This is a genomic window from Variovorax sp. GW821-FHT09D07 (assembly GCF_059416345.1).
Genome location: NZ_JBWKOY010000001.1, coordinates 428,451 through 447,370 on the forward strand (window position 1 = coordinate 428,451; position 18,920 = coordinate 447,370).

Annotated in this window: 18 protein-coding genes and 1 riboswitch; of the genes, 13 read left to right on the top strand and 5 right to left on the bottom strand. The window is 69.6% G+C overall.

Annotated features, from left to right (window positions below):
* The first annotated feature begins 23 nt into the window (after positions 1-23).
* Both fdxA and AC07OX_RS02050 read left to right on the top strand, forming a co-directional pair.
* Positions 24-353: a ferredoxin FdxA gene (fdxA, locus tag AC07OX_RS02045; protein ID WP_062472491.1), complete on the top strand. Its 330-nt coding sequence runs from the start codon at positions 24-26 to the stop codon at positions 351-353.
* Complete coding sequence (locus tag AC07OX_RS02050; RefSeq protein ID WP_495259701.1) at positions 311-1,387, top strand: NAD(P)/FAD-dependent oxidoreductase; 1,077 nt, start codon at positions 311-313, stop codon at positions 1,385-1,387. Before fdxA ends, AC07OX_RS02050 begins: the two co-directional genes overlap by 43 nt.
* On the opposite strand, the gene AC07OX_RS02055 is transcribed toward AC07OX_RS02050, so the two are convergent.
* On the bottom strand, positions 1,374-2,675 hold the full coding sequence (locus tag AC07OX_RS02055) for an aspartate aminotransferase family protein (RefSeq protein ID WP_495259702.1): 1,302 nt from the start codon (positions 2,673-2,675) through the stop codon (positions 1,374-1,376). The genes AC07OX_RS02050 and AC07OX_RS02055 overlap by 14 nt on opposite strands.
* Positions 2,676-2,790: 115 nt before the next feature.
* Here AC07OX_RS02055 and AC07OX_RS02060 point away from each other — a divergent pair, with 115 nt between their 5' ends.
* A complete protein-coding gene (locus AC07OX_RS02060; protein WP_492683927.1) occupies positions 2,791-3,531 on the top strand; it encodes a TetR/AcrR family transcriptional regulator in 741 nt (246 codons plus the stop codon).
* Here the strand turns inward: AC07OX_RS02060 and AC07OX_RS02065 are convergent.
* Positions 3,515-4,432, bottom strand: coding sequence for a LysR family transcriptional regulator (locus AC07OX_RS02065; protein ID WP_495259703.1), 918 nt, complete (start codon positions 4,430-4,432; stop codon positions 3,515-3,517). The genes AC07OX_RS02060 and AC07OX_RS02065 overlap by 17 nt on opposite strands.
* An 84-nt stretch (positions 4,433-4,516) precedes the next feature.
* Between AC07OX_RS02065 and AC07OX_RS02070 the strand changes: the two genes are divergently transcribed.
* The 3 genes from AC07OX_RS02070 to AC07OX_RS02080 are packed head-to-tail and all read left to right on the top strand — an operon-like array spanning position 4,517 to position 7,742.
* Positions 4,517-5,539 (top strand): Bug family tripartite tricarboxylate transporter substrate binding protein, encoded by a 1,023-nt coding sequence (locus AC07OX_RS02070; RefSeq protein ID WP_495259704.1) that lies wholly within the window; start codon positions 4,517-4,519, stop codon positions 5,537-5,539.
* A complete protein-coding gene (locus AC07OX_RS02075) occupies positions 5,536-6,762 on the top strand; it encodes a Rieske 2Fe-2S domain-containing protein (RefSeq protein ID WP_495259705.1) in 1,227 nt (408 codons plus the stop codon). Before AC07OX_RS02070 ends, AC07OX_RS02075 begins: the two co-directional genes overlap by 4 nt.
* Positions 6,759-7,742 (top strand): PDR/VanB family oxidoreductase, encoded by a 984-nt coding sequence (locus AC07OX_RS02080; protein ID WP_495259706.1) that lies wholly within the window; start codon positions 6,759-6,761, stop codon positions 7,740-7,742. The genes AC07OX_RS02075 and AC07OX_RS02080 overlap by 4 nt, the downstream gene beginning before the upstream one ends.
* On the opposite strand, the gene AC07OX_RS02085 is transcribed toward AC07OX_RS02080, so the two are convergent.
* Together AC07OX_RS02085 and AC07OX_RS02090 are read right to left on the bottom strand one after the other, a co-directional pair.
* A complete protein-coding gene (locus tag AC07OX_RS02085) occupies positions 7,716-8,753 on the bottom strand; it encodes an adenylate/guanylate cyclase domain-containing protein (protein ID WP_495260399.1) in 1,038 nt (345 codons plus the stop codon). The two genes, AC07OX_RS02080 and AC07OX_RS02085, sit on opposite strands and share 27 nt — an antisense overlap.
* A 970-nt stretch (positions 8,754-9,723) precedes the next feature.
* Positions 9,724-10,500: an enoyl-CoA hydratase gene (locus AC07OX_RS02090; RefSeq protein WP_495259707.1), complete on the bottom strand. Its 777-nt coding sequence runs from the start codon at positions 10,498-10,500 to the stop codon at positions 9,724-9,726.
* Between the two features lie 136 nt (positions 10,501-10,636).
* Here AC07OX_RS02090 and AC07OX_RS02095 point away from each other — a divergent pair, with 136 nt between their 5' ends.
* Both AC07OX_RS02095 and AC07OX_RS02100 read left to right on the top strand, forming a co-directional pair.
* Entirely contained in the window at positions 10,637-11,092 is a 456-nt protein-coding gene (locus tag AC07OX_RS02095; protein ID WP_062472473.1) for a MarR family winged helix-turn-helix transcriptional regulator, read from the top strand.
* Positions 11,093-11,202: 110 nt separating this feature from the next.
* A riboswitch (TPP riboswitch) is annotated at positions 11,203-11,307 on the top strand.
* A gap of 76 nt (positions 11,308-11,383) precedes the next feature.
* On the top strand, positions 11,384-12,724 hold the full coding sequence (locus AC07OX_RS02100; RefSeq protein ID WP_495259708.1) for a purine-cytosine permease family protein: 1,341 nt from the start codon (positions 11,384-11,386) through the stop codon (positions 12,722-12,724).
* Here AC07OX_RS02100 and thiD read toward each other — a convergent pair.
* Complete coding sequence (thiD, locus tag AC07OX_RS02105) at positions 12,669-13,517, bottom strand: bifunctional hydroxymethylpyrimidine kinase/phosphomethylpyrimidine kinase (protein ID WP_495259709.1); 849 nt, start codon at positions 13,515-13,517, stop codon at positions 12,669-12,671. The genes AC07OX_RS02100 and thiD overlap by 56 nt on opposite strands.
* 35 nt (positions 13,518-13,552) lie before the next feature.
* On the opposite strand from thiD, the gene AC07OX_RS02110 reads away from it, so the two are divergent.
* Genes AC07OX_RS02110 through AC07OX_RS02130 form a run of 5 tightly spaced genes read left to right on the top strand, consistent with a single transcriptional unit; the run spans position 13,553 to position 18,804 of the window.
* The gene (locus AC07OX_RS02110; protein ID WP_495259710.1) at positions 13,553-14,659 is read left to right on the top strand and encodes an FAD-dependent oxidoreductase; all 1,107 of its coding nucleotides are present in this window, start codon (positions 13,553-13,555) and stop codon (positions 14,657-14,659) included.
* A gap of 8 nt (positions 14,660-14,667) precedes the next feature.
* On the top strand, positions 14,668-14,865 hold the full coding sequence (thiS, locus tag AC07OX_RS02115; protein WP_495259711.1) for a sulfur carrier protein ThiS: 198 nt from the start codon (positions 14,668-14,670) through the stop codon (positions 14,863-14,865).
* Between the two features lie 38 nt (positions 14,866-14,903).
* On the top strand, positions 14,904-15,713 hold the full coding sequence (locus AC07OX_RS02120; protein ID WP_307693511.1) for a thiazole synthase: 810 nt from the start codon (positions 14,904-14,906) through the stop codon (positions 15,711-15,713).
* A complete protein-coding gene (gene thiE, locus AC07OX_RS02125) occupies positions 15,710-16,666 on the top strand; it encodes a thiamine phosphate synthase (protein ID WP_495259712.1) in 957 nt (318 codons plus the stop codon). Before AC07OX_RS02120 ends, thiE begins: the two co-directional genes overlap by 4 nt.
* Complete coding sequence (locus AC07OX_RS02130; protein WP_495259714.1) at positions 16,663-18,804, top strand: TonB-dependent siderophore receptor; 2,142 nt, start codon at positions 16,663-16,665, stop codon at positions 18,802-18,804. The genes thiE and AC07OX_RS02130 overlap by 4 nt, the downstream gene beginning before the upstream one ends.
* Positions 18,805-18,920 lie beyond the last annotated feature (116 nt).

The window sequence follows — 18,920 nt, forward strand, 5'->3', positions numbered from 1 at the left end:
CTTCTCCTGACGCTAAAAGACAAATGACCCACGTCGTCTCCGAAGCCTGCATCCGTTGCAAATACACCGACTGCGTGGACGTTTGCCCCGTCGACTGTTTCCGCGAAGGTCCCAACATGCTGGTGATCGACCCGGATGAATGCATCGACTGCGCCGTCTGCATCCCCGAATGCCCGGTCAATGCGATCTACGCCGAGGAAGACCTGCCGGCCGACCAGATCGCCTTCATCAAGCTGAACGCTGAGTTGGCCCTGGCCGACGGCTGGAAGAGCATCACCAAGCGCAAGCCCGCCCTGCCCGAAGCCGAGGAGTGGAAGGACAAGACGGGCAAGATCTCGGAGCTGGTGCGCTGAGCCAGGCGCCCGCACCGATCGAGACCGACGCGCTGATCATCGGCGCCGGTCCGGTCGGCCTGTTCCAGGCCTTCCAGCTGGGCCTGCTCGAGATTTCCTGCCACATCGTCGATGCGCTGCCCGCTGCGGGCGGCCAGTGCGTGGCGCTGTACGGCCACAAGCCGATCTACGACATTCCCGGCACCCCGGTCACCAGCGGGCGCGATCTGGCGCAGTCGCTGTTGCAGCAGGTGGCGCCGTTCAAGCCTCAATTCCACTTCGGCGAGCAGGTTTCTACCCTGGCCCGCCAGGTCGACGACCGCCTGCTGCTGACCACCTCGGCCGGCACCGCCTTCCTCGCGAAGACCGTGTTCATCGCGGCCGGCGTCGGCGCCTTCGTGCCCAAGCGCATCGCCGTCGACGGCATCGGGCAGTTCGAAGGCTCGACGCTGTTCTATCACCCCGATTCGCTCGGCCGCTTCGCTGGCCAGACGGTCGTGGTCAACGGAGGCGACGACATCGCCCTCGAAACGGCCATCGCCCTCACGGCCTTGGCCAGGCAGGTGACGCTGATCCACCGCCGCGACGGCTTCCAGGCCGACGAAGCGAACGTGGCCGCCATGCGCGCCCTCGTGGCCGACGGCAAGCTGGCCTTCCGGGTCGGTCAGCCGAGCGCCTTCGATGGCCGGCAGCTGCAGATCACCACGCCCGACGCCACCACGGTCGACCTGCCGCTGGACGCGCTGGTCGCCTGCCTGGGCATTTCGCCGCGCCTGGGCCCCATCGCCGACTGGGGCCTCGAGCTGGAACGCAAGCAGGTGCCGGTCGACACCGAGAAGTACGAAACTCGCGAGCCCGGCGTGTTCGCGGTGGGCGACATCAACACCTACCCGGGCAAGAAGAAGCTCATCGTCTGCGGCTTCCACGAGGCCACGCTGGCGGCCTGGGGCGCTGCCGCGCGGGTGTTCCCCGGCAAGGCGATCCCGCTGCAGTACACGACCACCAGCACGCGCCTGCACGAGCTGCTGGGCGTGGCGGGCACTACCCCGCGCTGAGCAGCAGCGGCCGGCAGGCCTCGATGAAGCTGCCCACGGCGGCGACGTAGCGGTCGATATCCTGCGCCGACAACGGCAGCGAGAGCACGACGAATCCGCGCGGCGAGGTGTAGATCCCCTCACTCAGCAGGTGGAAGAACAGCAGCTGCCGCAAGCGCCCATCCACCGCCGCCAGGTCGGCCACGCGCCGCACCTCGCCCCGCAGGAAATGCGCATTCATGAGCGAGCCCACGCCGGTGAACTGCATCGCGACGCCTTCGCGTTCGCACAGCGCGTTGAGCCGTGACCGCATCGCCTCGCCGCGCTCGGCCAATGCGCCCGCCGCTTCCGGCGTGAATAGCTGCGTGAGGCCCGCGTAGCCGGCCGCCATCGTCATCACGTTGTTGTTGAAGGTGCCTGAGTGCGCGAGCGCCCCGGTGCGTGGGTCGAACTGCGCCATCACGTCAGAGCGCCCGCCGAAGGCGCCGAAAGACATGCCGCCACCGATGTACTTGCCCAGCGTTGTCAGGTCGGATCGAATGCCCAGCCCGTTCGCCAGCCCGTGCGGCCCCAGCCGCGACGTCATCACCTCGTCGAAGATCAACAACGCCCCGACCCGCGTGGCCCCGTCGCGCAGTGCCTGCAGGAACTCGCACCCGCCCGGAATGCAGCCGCTCGCGCCCTGCATCGGCTCGACCAGGATGGCGGCGATGTCCGCGCCGTGCGCGTCGATCTGCGCGCGCGCCGTGTCCGCGTCGTTGTAGGGCAGCACGAGGAAGTCGAAGGGCACGGTCGTCGGCGACGGCTGGTCGCCGAAGCCGAGCACGCCGCCGTGGTAGCCGCCCGAGAACACGACGATCTTGCGCCGCCCCGTGAAGCGCAGCGCGGCCGTGAGCGCCATCAGGTTCGCCTCGGTGCCCGAGTTGGTGAAGCGCAGCTGCTCGACCTGCGGAAAACGCTCGCAGATCGTCTGCGCGAGCCGGCCTTCGAGCAGGTTGTGCCCCGTGAGGTTGATGCCGCCCTGCATCGCCTCGATGACCGCCTCGCGGATCTCGGGCGCCGAGTGGCCGTAGACGCCGGCCGTGTACTCGGCGATGAAGTCGGTGTAGCGATGGCCGTCCGCATCCCAGAGCGTTGCGCCTTCGCCCTTGGCGATGGTGAGCGGGAACGGCGCATAGAACAGCACCGAGCGGCTGTTGGCACCGGGCATGTAGCGCGTCTGCGCCTCGAAACGGCGCAGGCTTTCGGGGTTGCCGTCGGTGAAGCGTTGATGGGCCTGGGCCAGGGCCTGGTCGATGGCGGTCGTCATGGTTGACATCCTTTGGGAGTGGAACGTGCCGGGAGCGCCCGGCCCGTTTAATTGATCAATGCTCAATTAATAATATTTATACAATCAATTCACCCGCTGCACAATGGCCGCATCCATGAAGAAAAAAGCCCCCGAGCCTCGCCCCCGGACGGCCGGCCGCCCTGCCGGCGGTGCGGCGCTGTCGAAGCAGCGCATCGCCGAAGCCGCGCTGGCGCACATCGACGCCTTCGGCCTCGGCGCCTTCAGCATGCGCGAGATCGCGGCGCAGCTCGGCGTGTACCCGGCCACCGTGCACTGGCATGTCAGCACGCGCGAGGCCCTGCTCGCCGAAGTCGCCGCCACGGTCATGGCCCAGGTCACGCCGCCCAAGGGCACGCTCGCCTGGCAGGACTGGATCGCCGAACTGTTCCACCGCTGCCGCGCGGCGGTGCGGCAGCACCCGAACGTGGCGCAACTGCTCGGGGCGCAGCTGGTGTCCAACGGCAGCCTGCCGACCGAACTGGTCGAAGGCGTGTTGGCGGCGCTGACCGAGGCCGGCTTCGACGGCGAGCCGCTGCGCGAGGCCTACAACTGCGTGATCGCCGCGATGCTGGGCTTCCTGACGATGGAGTTCTCGCCCCTGCCTGCCGACAACACGCAGGCCTGGGCCGAAGAGCTGCGCGAGCGCGTCCACACGATCCGCCCGCTCGACCATCCCGTGCTCACGCGCCACCTGCCGCAGCTGGCGAATCAGGCCTTCATCCTGCGCTGGGACAACGGCACCACCGTGCCGCTCGACAGCAGTTTCGAGCGGCACATCCAGATCACGATCGACGGGTTGGAAGCGTTCGCGCGCAGGCTCAAGCCGGCGCAGTGAGCGCGATGCGCAGCAGCGCGTCTTTCAGCCACAGCACGCCCGCATCCGAATTCGAGCGGCGGTTCCAGCAGACGACCGAGCGGTAGCCCGGCAGCTCGAAGGGCAGCGGGTGCACCGCGAGGCGATCGCGAAAGCGCTCGGCCACGCGCAGCGGCAGCACGGCCACATGGTCGGTCTGCGCCAGCAGGTCGACGATCTGGCCGAAGCTGGTCATCGCCACGCGCATGCTGCGCGTGCGCCCTTGCCGCGCCAGCACCTGGTCGATGAGGTCGTCCAGCGCCGAGCTGCCGTAGCCCAGGAACACGTGCGGCGCTTCGCAGAAGGCATCGAGCGTGGCCGACTCGCCCAGCGTCGGATGGCCGCGCCGTACCGCGACCACGTAGCGGTCTTCGTACAGCAGCGCCGATTCGCAATCGCTCGGCGGCTGCAGGCGCGGCAGCACGGCCACGTCGAAGTCGCCCTTGCGCAGGCGCTCGGTGAGCGTGAGGAAAGAGCTGGTCTCCCAGTGCAGGCGGATGCGCGAGCCGCAGGCCACGAGTTCGTTGGCGAGCGTTGGGAGCAGCAGGTGGCTGGCGTAGTCGCTGCCCGAGATGCGGAAGATGCGCTGCGACACCGCCGGCTCGAAACCCTCGCCGGGCTCCAGCATCGCCGACAGGTCAGCCAGCACGCGCTCGACCTGGCCGGCCAGCGCATGGGCGCGCGCGGTGGGCTCCACGCCGTGGGCCGTGCGCGTGAACAGCGGATCGCCGAAGGTGTCGCGCAGCCGATTGAGCGAAGCGCTCACCGCCGGCTGGCTCAGGAAGAGCCGGGTCGCCGCGCGCGACACGCTGCGCTCGCGCATCAGGGCATCGAAGGTCCGCAGCATGCCGAAGTCGAGGCTGCGGATATCACGTTGGGCCATATCTCATATTCAAAGCTTCGAATTGCCCGCGGGGCAGGCTGTCCGTATCGTCCAGCGCACAAGTACAACACGACTGGAGACACGATGAATCGGTTCAGACCCTCGCCGCCCGAGGCAGAAAAGACGTGCACTGCGCGTCGGCATGCACTCGGTGTGCTCGGTGCCGGCATCGCGGCCCTCGCCGCCGGCCCCGCCTTCGCACAGCCCGCGCCCTTTCCGAGCCGCGTGGTGCGCATCGTGCCCTTCGGCTCGCCCGGCGGACCGATGGACGCCATCGCCCGCGTCTATGCCGAGAAGCTCAAGGCGCGCTGGAACCAGCCGGTGATCGTCGAGGCCCGTCCCGGCGCCAGCGGCACCATCGCGGCCGACGCCGTCGCCAAGGCCGCGCCCGACGGCTACACCGTGCTGCTCACGCTGCCGCTCACGCACATCAACAACGTGGTGCTGCAGCCCAAGCTGCCCTACGACCCGGTGAAAGACTTCGAGCCGCTGTCGCAGCTGGCCACAGGCGGCCCGATGCTGGTCGCCCGCGCCTCGGCGCCCTTCTCCACCGTGCGCGAGTTCGTGGCCTACGCCAAGGCGCACCCCGGCGTTTCGTACGGCACCTGGGGCAACGGCTCCAACGCGCACCTGTTCGGCGAACTGCTGGCACGCCAGAACGGCATCGACCTGGTGCATGTGCCTTACAAGGCCGAAGCCGCCGCGCACAACGACATGTTCGGCGAGGCACTGGGCGTGGCTTGGGCCAACCCCGCGACCGCACGCGGCCTCGCACAAGCCGGGCGCATCAAGGTGCTGGGCATCACCGGCCGCCAGCGCGTGCGCTCGATGCCCAACGTGCCGACCTTCACCGAACAGGGCTTTGCAGGCTTCGACCTCGACAGCTGGATCGGCGTGTATGCGCCCGCGCGCACGCCGCAGCCCGTGCTCGACGAATGGTCGCTCGCGCTGCGCGAGATCACGAAGCTGCCCGACATCCAGGAGCGGCTGGCCGGCTACGGCTTCGAGCCGCTGGGCAGCACGCCCGCCGAATTCCGTGCCGGCTACAAGGCCGACTTTCCCCGCGTGGCGGACCTGATCAAGGCCGCAGGAGTCACCCCCGAATGAGCGCCGTTGTCCCGCCCTCCGCCACGTCCGAGTGGCAACCCATCGCCTTCGACACCGGCACCGCCTACGGCCGCAAGTCGCCGAGCCACAAGCCCGAGCTGACCGAGGTCGGCGCCGGCACGCCCATGGGCGAGCTGCTGCGCCGCTACTGGCACCCCATCGGCCTGGCCGCCGACGCCACCGACACGCCGCGCCAGGTGCGCGTGCTGGGCGAAGACCTCATCCTGTTCCGCGACAAGAAAGGCCGCGCGGGCCTCGTGCACTGGCGCTGCGCGCACCGCGGAGCGTCGCTCTACTACGGGCGCGTGGAAGAAGAAGGCATCCGCTGCTGCTACCACGGCTGGATGTTCGACGTGCAGGGCCACTGCGTCGACCAGCCCTGCGAACCCGATGGCGGTGCGCGCAGCCGCGGCCGCGTGCGCCAGCCCTGGTACCCGGTGCAGGAGCAGTACGGCCTGGTCTGGGCCTACCTCGGCCCGGCCGAGAAGAAGCCCGTGCTGCCACGCTACGACTGCCTCGAAACCATGGACGACGGCGAGACCCTGGAAGCCGACGGCAACAGCATCGGCGGCGGCGGGCCGCAGGTCATTCCCTGCAACTGGCTGCAGCACTACGAAAACGTGGCCGACCCGTTTCACGTGCCCGTGCTGCACGGCAGCTTCAGCGGCACGCAGTTCGTGGCGCTCATGGGTCAGATGCCCGACGTGAGCTTCGAGAGCACCGAGACCGGCGTGACGATCACCTCGATCCGCACGCTCGAAGACGGCAGCACCTTCCGCCGCGTGGCCGGCCCCGTGCTGCCGACGCTGCGCGTGGTGCCCAACCCGCGCGTGGCGGCCTACGGGCGCGTCGAGTCGATCGGCTGGGTGCTGCCGATCGACGACCACAGTTTTCGCATCTACACCGTGGGCCGCGTGAAAACCCCGGGCGATCTCGCCCGCGTGCGCTCGCGCCTGAACGGCAAGCTGTGGGAGGAGCTGAGCGAGGCCGAGCACCGCGCCTTCCCCGGCGACTACGAGGCGCAGGTGAGCCAGGGCGCCATCACGGCGCATTCGGAAGAGCACCTGGCCTCGTCCGACCGCGGCATCGTGATGCTGCGCCGGCTGCTGCAACACCAGCTCGACGCGCTGCGCGAAGGCCGCGACCCGGCCGGCGTGAGCTTCGACCCCGCGGCGCCGCCCGTGCAGTTCGAGGCCGGCAACTTCCTCGTGCCCAAGGAATGAATGGCGTGTCGAGCGGCGCAGGTATCGCGGTGCGGGTGGCGCGCAAGACGGTCGAGGCCGAAGGCGTCGCCGGCTTCAGGCTGGTACCCGTCGACGGCGAGCGCTTGCCGGCGTTCACGCCGGGCGCGCACATCGACGTCGCACTGCCCGGCGGGCTCGTGCGCCAGTATTCGCTGTGCAACGCATCGGCCCCTGACGGCGAGGGGCACTACGAGATCGGCGTGCTGCGCGACGCCGCCTCGCGCGGCGGCTCGCGGGCGATGCACGACGCCATCCATGAAGGCTCGGTGTTGCAGATCGGCCCGCCACGCAACCTCTTTGCGCTCGACGAAAGCGCAACGCACAGCCTGCTGCTGGCCGGCGGCATCGGCGTGACGCCGCTGCTGTCGATGGCGCAGCGGCTGGCCGCGCTGGGGGCCGACTTCGCGCTGCACTGCTGCAGCCGCTCGGCGGCGCGCGCGCCCTACCGGCGGCGGCTCGAAGACAGCACGTTCACAGACAAGGTGTTCTTTCACCACGACGACGGCCAGCCCGCGCAGCACATCGACCTCGCGGCGACCCTCGGCCGTCCGGCGCCGGGCCGACACGTCTATGTCTGCGGCCCCTCGGGCTTCCTCGAGGCCGTGCGCACGACCGCACGCGCCCTGCATTGGACGGACGCGCAGGTGCACTTCGAGTCGTTCTCGGCCGCCGCACCGCGGGCCGATGGACAAGGCAGCTTCGAGGTCGAATTGCACCGCTCGCGCCGCGTCGTCCATATCCCCGCGACGATGACCGTGCTGGACGCGCTCGCCGCCGAGGGCATCGAGATTCCGGTCTCGTGCGCGCAGGGCGTCTGCGGCACCTGCCTCACGCGTGTGCTCGCGGGCGAGGTCGCTCACCACGACCTCTACCTGACACCCGCCGAGCAGGCGGCCAACGACTGCTTCCTGCCTTGCTGCTCGCGGGCCCGCTCACCGAGGCTGGTGCTCGACCTCTAGCAGCTCGTAGAGCACCATCCGCGTCTGCCGCCCGCGCAGTTCGATCTCCTCCTCGATGCGCCGCGTGGCCAGGCGCCCTCCGAGCCCTTCGAAGGTCGCCTCGGACATCAGCGTGCGCGTGCCCAACTGCTTGTTGGTGCCCTCGATGCGGCTGGCCGCGTTGATCACGTCGCCCAGCGCCGTGTACGACAGCCGGTCGCTCGAGCCGAGCACCCCGGCGATCACGACGCCGGTGTGCATGCCGATGCGCGTGCGTAAGGGCTGCAGGCCCTCGGCCTGCCAGCGGCGGTTGAGTTCGGTCATCTCGGCGTGCAGTTCGAGCGAGGCCGCGCAAGCGCGGTACTCCGCGTCGGGCAGGTCGGTGGGCGCGCCCCACAGCACCATGATGCCGTCGCCCATGAACTTGTCGATCACGCCACCGTGGCGCGCGAACACGCGGGTGGCGAGGTTGAAGTAGTCGGTCAGCTGCCGCATCAGCACGTCGGCCGGCATCGATTCCGCGATGGCCGTGAACCCTTCCACGTCGGTGAACATCGCGGTGATGCGACGCGGCGACCCGTTGGGTTCGAGGGCATGCCCTTCGGCGATGAGCTGGCGGATCACGTCCACCGGCACGAACTTGCGAAAGGCCTGCAGGCTGCGCGCGGATTCGTCCAGTGCCTGGTTCAGGTGCTGGATCTCGAGCACGCGGCTCGACTCGCGCGGCAGGTCGTCGAGCTCCAGCCGCCCGATGCGCCGCGCCGTGCGCGAGAGACTTTCGATGGGCGCGGTCACCAGCTTCGACAGGCGCAGCGAAATGAAGAGCGCGATCGCCAGGAACGCCAACACCAGCAGCAGCGACCACAGCACGTTGCGATGCAGCGCACCCAGCAGCGCCTCTTCGGGCTCCCAGCTGACCAGATGCCAGTCGGTGGCCGGAATGCGCGAGGTCTGCACCTGGTAGTGGATGCCCTCGTGCACGAGGGCAAAGGCCATGTCCTCGGTCCAGCCGCGGCTGCCGTTGGCCAGCATGTGGGTGTGCAGCGCACCGAGCACGCCCTCGTCCGGGTCTTCGAGCACGCGCACGGAATGCGGGTGGTCGCTGCGCGCGATCACGTGGTGGTCGGCACTCAACAGCGCGCTGTGGCCGTGGCCCGTGCCACCGAACAGGCGCACGAGGTTGGAGAGATGCCCCAGCGACACGCTGGCGACCGCCACGAACGTCTGCGTGACGCCCTCCTCGTCCTGCCGTCGGCTCGGCCGCGCGTGGCTCACGCCGAGCTCCTTCATCGAGGGCAGCACGAAGGGCGCGGTCCACACGGCGCGCTGCGCCTTCTCGGCCTGCGTGAACCAGTCCTGGTGCACCGGGTCGTCCTCGCTGCGAAAGGCCTCGATGCGCGTCGTTTCATAGCGCCGCCGCGGGTCTTCGTCGCCGTCGCTGTCGGGCGGCGACTTGTACTCCCAGGTCTCGGTGGTGAAGTCTTTCTCGCGCAGCACCTGCCGCACCACCGGCGCGGGGTGGCGCATGGCCATCAAGAAATGGCCGTCGTCGCTGCCCACGCCGATGCTGTCGATTTCGGGTGTCTGTTCCAGCGCGGCCCAGAGCAGCTCGGCGGTCTGCTCGCCGTCGTGGCCCGCCGGGTGCAGGTCGGGCGTGTGGGCGATGGCGCGCACCAGGCCCTCGGTCTTGGCCAGGAAGGCGAGGATGTTGTCCTCGACCCGGTCGTGGTTGACCTTGTGCGCCGACTCGCCCACCTTCGACACCAGCTTCTCCGCCCCCCAGTAGCCGAAGGCCACGAGCAGCAGCGACTGCAGCAGTGCGACCGCGCAAATGATCGTGCCGACGTCGACGCGAAAGCGCCGCAGGCGCGCGTTGGGTGCGGGCGGCGATGCCGGCGGTTCCAGGTGCTTGCGGTCTTCTGTCATGTGCGGGGAGCGCTCCAGGGCATTCGAAGGCGCCCTCGTGGCGGCGATTCTCACCCGGGCCGCAGCCCGCTTGACGCTACGCCGCAGTTTTCGAGAAGTCAGGGGCCCGCTTCTCAGCGAACGCCGTGAAGGCTTCGCGCGCTTCGGGACTCTGGAGGCGCTCCACGAACTGCGCGCCTTCGAGGTCCATCTGGGCTGCAACGGCCGCGCCCTGCTTCATCAGGCCCTTCGTCAGCTTCAACGAGCCCGCGGCACGGCTGGCGAGCAGCTCGGCAACCTTCTGCGCCTCGCCGTGCAGGTCCGACACAGGCACGACCCGGTTCGCGATGCCCCAGGCCAAGGCCTGCGCAGCGGACACCGGCAGGCCCAGCGCAAACATCTCGTAGGCACGAACGTGGCCGATGCGGGCCGGCAGCAGCAGGCTCGACGCCGCTTCGGGAACCAGCGCCAGGTTGACGAACGGCGTGGACAGCAGCGCATCCTCAGCCAGCACGACGAAGTCGCAGTGCAACAGCAAGGTGGTCCCCACGCCGACTGCGCGTCCGTTGACCGCCGCAATCACCGGGCGCGTTGAACTCGCCAACGCACGCAGGAAGCGGGCGACATGGCGCTTTTCGTTGCCGGCCTTCCCGGCAGCCACGGCAGCAAATTCGCCCAGGTCGTTGCCCGAGGTGAACATGCCACCTTCGCCTCGCATCACGATGGCCCGGACGGACGGGTCGCTCTCGGCGCCCGCGATGGCATCGGCCAGGCGGCCATACATCGCATTGGTCAGTGCGTTCATCTTCTCCGGCCTGGCCAGCGTGAGGGTCAGGACACCCTGGGTGGATTCGACGGTCACGTATTCGGTCATAGGTTCTCCTGGTTGCCCTCTCGCACCGTGCGAGAGGGATGGCATTTACTTCGCATGCGAAGTATATGCTTCGCGTGCGAAATAAATACGGATAAGATGTAACCTGCAGCGCCTTCGCCCAGGCCACAGGAATCCGATGAAAGCTCAAAAAAAATACAGGCTGGTGTTTCTTCTGAACGTCGCCCAGCGGGCGGTGCAGCGCTGGAAAGAAACCCGCGGCGACGCCCTGCCCGCGCTGTCGGCAGCCCAGGCCGGCACGATGTTTTTCCTGTCGACCAACGATGGCGCCCTGACGGGAGAAGTCGCGCAGGCACTGAACATCGGTGCACCGGCCATGTCCGGCCTTGCCGCCCGGCTCGAAAAAGCCGGCTACCTGACCCGCGCGCAAGACCCGAACGACGGGCGCGCATTCCGCCTGTACCAGACCGAGGAAGGACGGCTTGCCGGACAGCGTGCAAAGGCCGGGCTCGGCGCGTTGAACGCACGGCTGACCCAGGGTTTCAGCGACGAAGAGATGGCAATCGTCGGCCGGTGGCTCGAATCGGTGGTCGAGAATTTTTCCGCCGAGGGCGCGGGAAAGCACGAGGAATAGGCCCTCGGCCCCGGCACGCCATCGGTGCGGCGGGTGCAAGGCCCGCTGTGGCCGGATTCTTCCGTGCGCAGGAACTTTTCGGTGCGTCTGCGACACACGCGCCTAAAATGACATTTCGCTAGGGGTGCTGCGCCGGTTTCGACCGGTGTGGCTGAGAAAGTCCCTTTGAACCTGACTGAGGTAATCCTCGCGCAGGGAAGCTGGTCCGGTGGCCTGTCGCGTTGTCTCGCGCGACGGCCACGCCACTGGAGCCTCGCCCACCTGCCAAACCTTTTGCACTGGAGCAAACGGATGGCACACAACGACAACGACAGTTCCGCTTCGTCCGGCAACGAAGCGCTCACGCCCCTGCCCGCCGCCCGGCGCGTCTTCGGCTGGCACGACCACGCCTCGCTGTGGTTCAGCCTCGGCGTCGGGCTGCTGGTGATGCAGATCGGCGCCTACCTGGTGCCGGCCGTGGGCACGCGCGACGCGGCGCTGGCGATCGTGCTGGGCTCGCTGCTCGGCGCCGGGCTGCTGGCCTGGACGGCGCGGCTGGGCTGCGAAACCGGGCTGGCCAGCGCCGGCCTGATGCACGCCACCTACGGCAGCGCCTTCGCGCGGCTGCCGGTGCTGCTCAACATCGTGCAGCTGGTGGGCTGGACCACCTTCGAACTCGTGATCATGCGCGAGGGCACGCAGGCCATCGGGCAGCAGGCCTTCGGCGCCGCGCTGGGCACGGCCTGGGGCGGCGTGCTGACCACGCTGCTGTGGGGCGCGGTGCTGCTGGCGCTGCTGGCCGGCTCGATGGTGAAGCTGGTGCGCCGCTTCGTGAGCCGCTTCGGCCTGCCGCTGGTGGTGCTGTCGCTGCTGTGGCTCAGCTGGCAGTTCGCGACGCAGTTGCACGCCAAGGGCCTGGACGCCTTCTGGGCACGGCCGGGCAACGGCAGCATGGGCATGTTCAGCGCGCTCGACCTCGTGATCGCGATGCCGGTGTCGTGGCTGCCGCTGGTGGCCGACTACGCGCGCCACGGCAAGCGCAGCGCGGCAGGCGGCCTGGGCAGCGCGTTCAGCGGCACCTGGATCGGCTACGCGCTCGCCAACATCTGGTGCTATGCGCTGGGCGTGATGGTGGTGAGCGTGGCGGAGCCGGGCACCAGCCTGGTCATGGCGCTGCTGCTGGCGCAGGGCGGGCTGGTGGCGCTGGGGCTGATCCTCATCGACGAGCTCGACAACGCCTATGGCGACGTGTACTCGGGCTCGGTGTCCACGCACAGCCTGCTGCCGCGCTGGAGCGTGAAGCGCTGGGGCCTGCTGCTGGCGGTGCTGTGCATCGGGCTGGCGCTGGTGCTGCCGATGCACACGCTCGAACCCTTCCTGCTGCTGCTGAGCTCGGTGTTCGTGCCACTGTACGGCGTGATCCTGGGACGGCTGGGCAGCGGAAGTGCCGTGTCGGCGAACAGCACGCGCACCATCGACTGGAGCGCGGCGCTGATCTGGCTCGCGGGCATCGCGGCCTACCACGCGCTCGCCAAGTGGGCGCCGCAGTTCGGCTCGGCGCTGCCGACGCTGGCGGCGACTTTTGTGCTGGCCTGGCTCAGCCGGCCGACAGCGGCAAGCGGTGGGTCGGCACTGGCGCAAAGCCGTGGTTGAGCGGACCGTGGCCCGCACCGACCTGCACATTCGCACCGGCGCTCATCGCGCCGAGGATGTACGCGCGTGCGCGCTCGACCGCCTCGGGCAGCGCCAAACCCAATGCCAGGTGCGCGGCGATGGCCGACGAGAGCGTGCAGCCGGTGCCGTGCAGGTTGCGGCTGGCGATGCGTTGCGACGCGAGCCGCTTGCGCGCGCCGCCGCGCTCCAGCAGCACATCGACCACCTCGTCACCCGGCAGGTGGCCGCCCTTGAGCAGCACGGCCTTCGCGCCGAGCGCGAGCAGTTCGTCGGCCGCACCGTCGAGCGCGTCGATGCCGCCGATGGCGTGGCCGACCAGCAAGGCGGCTTCGTCGAGGTTGGGCGTGACCACCACGGCGCGCGGGAACAGCTCGCGCACCAGCACCTGCACGGTCTCGGCCGCGATCAGGCGGTCGCCGCTGGTGGCGATCATCACGGGGTCGAGCACCACGTTCTTCAGCTGGTAGCGGTCGATGGCCCAGGCCACGACCTCGACCACCTCGGGCGCGTGCAGCATGCCGAGCTTGACGGCGTCGACGCCGATGTCTTCCACCACGGCCTGGATCTGCGCCTTCAGGAAGTCGGGCGGCACGCCGTGGATGCCCGAGACGCCCACCGTGTTCTGCGCGGTGAGCGCGGTGATGGCCGTCATGCCGTAGCAGCCGAGGGCCGCGAAGGTCTTGAGGTCGGCCTGGATGCCGGCGCCGCCGCCGCTGTCCGAGCCGGCGATGGAGAGCACGCGTGCGTAGCGCTGGGTGGGTGCTTGGGTCATGTCGAAAATTATCGGCGAGCCGACGGAGGCGCCGCATGAGCGCACCGCATCCCCTGCCTTTCGGCTCGGCGGCGATCCTCGGCGCGGGCCTGATGGGCCGGCTGCTCGCGGTCGAGCTGGCACGCGCCGGCTGTCGCATCGACCTGTACGAAGCCGGCAGCCCCGAGGCCGAAGGCGCGGCCGCGCGCGTGGCTGCGGCCATGCTCGCGCCGCTGGCCGAATCGGCCGTCGCGCCGGTGTCGGTCGTGCGCATGGGCCAGCACGCGCTGTCGCGTTGGCCCGAGCTGCTGGCGCCGCTGGCGCAGCCCGTGTTCTTCCAGCGCGAAGGCACGCTGGTGCTGTGGCACCGGCAGGACGCCGCCGAGGCCACGCGGCTCGCGGGCGTACTGGCGCGCACCGGCGCGCAGGTGCCCGAGCTGGCGCCGATGCAGGCGCTCGACACCCCCGCCGCCATCGCCGCGCTGGAGCCCTCGCTGGGCACGCGCTTCGCCCGCGGCCTGTACCTGCCGGGCGAAGGCCAGCTCGACAACCGTGCGCTGCTGGCGTCGCTGCGCGCCACGCTCGAAGCCGATGCGCGCGTGACGCTGCACTGGCAGTCGCCGCGTGCGCCCTCCGACTTTTCGCCCGGCACGGCGGGCCAGCCCGACTGGGTGATCGACTGCCGCGGCCTGGGCGCCAAGCCGCAATGGAACGCGCTGCGCGGTGTGCGCGGCGAGGTGATCCGCGTGCATGCGCCCGAGGTCACGCTGCAGCGGCCCACGCGCCTCGTGCACCCACGCTATCCGCTGTACATCGCGCCCAAGCCGGACCACCTGTTCGTGATCGGCGCGACCGAGATCGAGTCGGACGACCTGTCGCCCGCCAGCGTGCGCTCCACGCTCGAGCTGCTGAGCGCGGCCTATGCGGTGCACAGCGGTTTTGCCGAAGCGCGCATCGTCGAGATCGCGACGCAATGCCGGCCCACGCTGCCCGACAACCTTCCCGCCATTCGCCAGCCGCAGCCGCGCGTGCTGCAGATCAACGGCCTGTACCGCCACGGCTTCATGATCGCGCCCGCGCTGCTCGACGCGGCGATGGAACTGCTGGCGCACGGCCGCGCCACGCTCGCGCGCGGCTTCGGCATGGACGTGCCCGACGCATGACAACAACGATGAACATCCTGATCAACGACAAGCCCTGCACGCTGCCCGAGGACGCGCTGCTCGCCGACGCGCTGGCCGTGCTGCAGGCCGTGCCGCCTTTCGCGGTGGCGGTGAACCGCGAGTTCGTGCCGCGCTCGGCCTATGCCACGCACCCGCTGCATGCAGACGACCGCGTCGAGGTGATCCGCCCGGTGACCGGCGGCTGAACGAACGCACCAGAGACAAGACGATGGAGACAACAACCATGACCAACCCCGATCCCCTGGTCCTCTACGGCCAGACCTTCCACAGCCGCCTGCTGCTGGGCACCGCGCGCTACCCGTCGCCCGACGTGCTCGAAGCCGCTGTGCAGCGCGCCCAACCCGCGATGCTGACCGCCTCGCTGCGCCGCCAGACCGCCAGCCAGGGCTCCGGCAACAGCGACCTCGGCAACGGCTTCTGGGAGCTGCTGCGCAAGCTGGCCGTGCCGGTGCTGCCCAACACCGCCGGCTGCCACAGCGTGCAGGAAGTGATCGCCACCGCGCAGATGGCGCGCGAGCTGTTCGACACGCCGTGGATCAAGCTCGAGCTCATCGGCGACGACTACACGCTGCAGCCGGACACGCTGAACCTCGTCGATGCGGCGTCGCAGCTGATCCGCGACGGCTTCCATGTGCTGCCGTACTGCACCGAAGACCTGGTGCTGTGCCAGCGCCTCGTCGATGTCGGCTGCCAGGCCGTGATGCCGTGGGCCGCGCCCATCGGCACCGGACGCGGGCCGGTCAACCCGTATGCGCTGCGCCTGCTGCGCGAGCGGTTGCAGGTGCCGATGCTGGTCGACGCGGGCCTCGGCCTGCCCTCGCATGCGTGCCAGGTGATGGAGTGGGGCTACGACGGCGTGCTGCTCAACACCGCCGTCGCGCTCGCACAGGAGCCGGTCGCCATGGCCGGCGCGTTCGCCGATGCGGTGCAGGCCGGCCGCGCCGCCTACCGCGCCGGCGCGATGGCCGCGCAGGACGCCGCGCAGCCCAGCACGCCCGTGCTCGGCACCCCCTTCTGGCACCACGCACCATGAACGCCATCGACACCTCCAACGCCCGCGCCGTGGCACAAGCCATCGTTGCGGTCCACGGCTTGCGCTTCGGCGCCGCCACGGCCACGTCAGTGAGCGCGCCGCGCTTTACCTCCGACGACGCCATCTACCGCGGCGCGAAGCAGGCCTGCACCGCGCTCGGCTTCATCGAGATCGACGCCGAATGCCTCGCCCATGCGTGGCGTGCGCAGACCGAACGGCTCAGCCAGTTCGACGCATCGGCATGGCCCGATGCGCCGGTCGATTTCGGCATGGGCCCGTTTCCGCCCACCGCGCGCGCCGACGCCTTTCCGCCCTGCCCCGAACGGCTCGGCCTTTACGCCGTGCTGCCCGATGCGGCATGGGTCGGCCGCATGGCGCGCGCCGGCGTGCCGACGGTGCAGCTGCGCTTCAAGTCGGACGACGCCGAGGCCGTCGCGCGCGAAGTGCAGGCCGCCGTCGACGCGGTGCGCGGCACCGGTGCGCTGCTGTTCATCAACGACCACTGGCAGGTCGCCATCGCGGCGGGCGCCTACGGCATCCACCTCGGGCAGGAAGACCTCGACGCGCTGTCGCCCGATGAGCTTCAACAACTGCGCGCTTCCGGCCTGCGGCTCGGCGTGAGCACCCATGGCTACGCCGAGATGGTGCGCGCCGATGCGGTGAGCCCGAGCTACATCGCGATGGGCGCCATCTACCCGACCACGCTCAAGAAGATGGCGACCGCGCCGCAGGGCGTGGCGCGGCTCGCGGCTTACGCGCGCCTGCTGCGCGGCTACCCGCAGGTGGGCATCGGCGGCGTCGATGCCGTGCGGCTGCCCGAGGTGCTCGCCACCGGCGTCGGCTCGGTCGCCGTGGTGCGCGCGCTGGTGGCCGCCGACGATCCCGAGGCCACGGCCGCGCAATGGATGACGGCGATGCACGCCGCCCCCGGTTCCCCTGAACGCACAGAATGAACGCTCGACTTTTCTCGCACTCCCCGCTTTCGCGCGCGCTTGCCGCAGCCCTTCTCACTTTCGGTGCCTGCGGCGCGCATGCGCAATCGACATCGCAAGCACTGCCCGAAGTCACCGTGAACGACGGCGCCGCCGCGCCGCAGGCCGACATCAGCGGCTTCGGCGATGTGCCGCTGCGCGAGCTGCCGCTGTCGGCCACCGTGATCGACAGCCAGCAACTGCGCAGCAGCGGCGCACGCCGCCTCGCCGACCTGACGCAGTTCGACGCCTCGGTCACCGACGCCTACAACTCCGCCGGCTACTGGGACTACCTCACGGTGCGCGGCTTCGTGCTCGACAACCGCTTCAACTACCGGCGCGAAGGCCTGCCGATCAGCGCCGAGACGGCGATCCCGCTGGACAACAAGGAGCGCATCGAGATCCTGCGCGGCACCAGCGGCATCCAGGCCGGCACCAGCGCGCCGGGCGGGCTCGTCAACTACGTGGTCAAGCGCCCGACCGAGCAGGATCTGCGCACCATCCGCCTCGAAACCACCAGCCGCGGCAGCGTGCTGAGCGCGCTCGACTTGGGCGGGCGCTTCGGCGAGAACCGTCAGTTCGGCTACCGGCTCAACGTGGCCGGCGAAAAGCTCAAGCCGCTGACCCACAACCTCGACGGCAACCGCAACCTGTTCTCGCTCGCGGCCGACTGGCGCATCACGCGCGACTCGGTGCTCGAATTCGAGATCGAGCAAAGCCGCAAGACACAGCCGAGCCAGAACGGCTACAGCCTGCTGGGCAGCGTGCTGCCCGCGCCGGTCGATCCACGCATCAACCTCAACAACCAGCCGTGGTCGCAGCCCTCGGTGTTCAAGGCGCTGACCGGCACCGTGCGCTTCAGCCAGGCGCTGAATGCCGACTGGCGCTGGAGCGCGCAGATCGGCCAGCAGCGCCTGAAGACCGACGACCGGCTGGCCTACGCCTTCGGTTGCGGCGCCGAAGACAACTACGACCGCTACTGCTCCGACGGCACCTTCGACGTGTACGACTTCCGCAGCGAGAACGAGCGCCGCACGCAGACCGCGGGCAGCCTGAACCTCAAGGGCAACGTGATGACGGGCAGCGTGCGCCACGAGCTGGGCTTCGGCCTGCTGCAAAGCCGCGTGCGCAACCGCTTCCAGGACCAGGCCTACAACTACGTCGGCACCGGCAACATCTGGGCCACCGCGATGACGCCGGCCGACCCGCGCCTGACCGACGCCAACACCAACCGCAACGAGCGCTCGACCGAGCTGTCGGTGCAGGACGCGATCCGCTGGAACGACCGCTTCACGACCTGGATCGGCGCGCGGCACACGCGGCTGTCGCGCGACAGCATCCGCACCGACGGCTCGCGCCCCACCGGCTACAGCGACAGCATCACCACGCCGTGGATCGCGGCCAGCTACACGATCCAGCCCGGGCTGCTCGCCTATGCGAGCTGGGGCAAGGGCGTCGAGTCTCAGATCGTGCCCAACAAGAGCTCGCAGTACGCGAACGCGGGCGAGGCGTTGCCTGCGCTGCAATCGCGCCAGTGGGAACTGGGCCTGAAGGGCGGCGACGCGGCGTTCAACTGGCAGGTCGCGTGGTTCGACATCTCGCGCCCGATGACCAACCTCGACCTGTGCGGCGCGTCCTGCACGGTGCGCAACGACGGCCGCGCGGTGCACCGCGGCCTCGAGGCCGGCGCGCAATGGGCCGGCGGCCCCTGGCGCGTGGGCGGCAGCGTGGCACTCATCGACGCCAAGCGGCGCGGCAGCACGGCCGCGCCCGAGCTCAACGGACAGGCGCCCACCAACGTACCCAAGCAGGTGCTGCGCGCGCAGGCCGCCTACCGCTTCGCGTCGGTGCCGGGCCTCGAACTCGCGGGACAGCTGTCGTACGAAGGTCGCCGTAACGTGTTGCCCGACGGCTCGATCCGTCTGCCGTCGTGGACGCGCCTGGATGCGGTGCTGCGCTACGACACCAAGCTGGCCGGCATGGCCACGAGCTGGACGCTGGCCGTCGACAACCTGTTCGATCGCCGCTACTGGAAGGAATCGCCCTACCAGTTCAGCCACGTCTACCTGTTCCCAGGTGCGCCGCGCACGCTGCGCCTGGGCGTAAGCATCGCGATGTGACGACATGAGCGGGGCGCTTCGTCTTCGTCATCGCGGCGTCGTCACCACGAATTCGTTGCGCCGGCGCCGCGTTGTTTTGGAAGCCCCAAAAATCACGCTATAATCTAAGGCTTGTT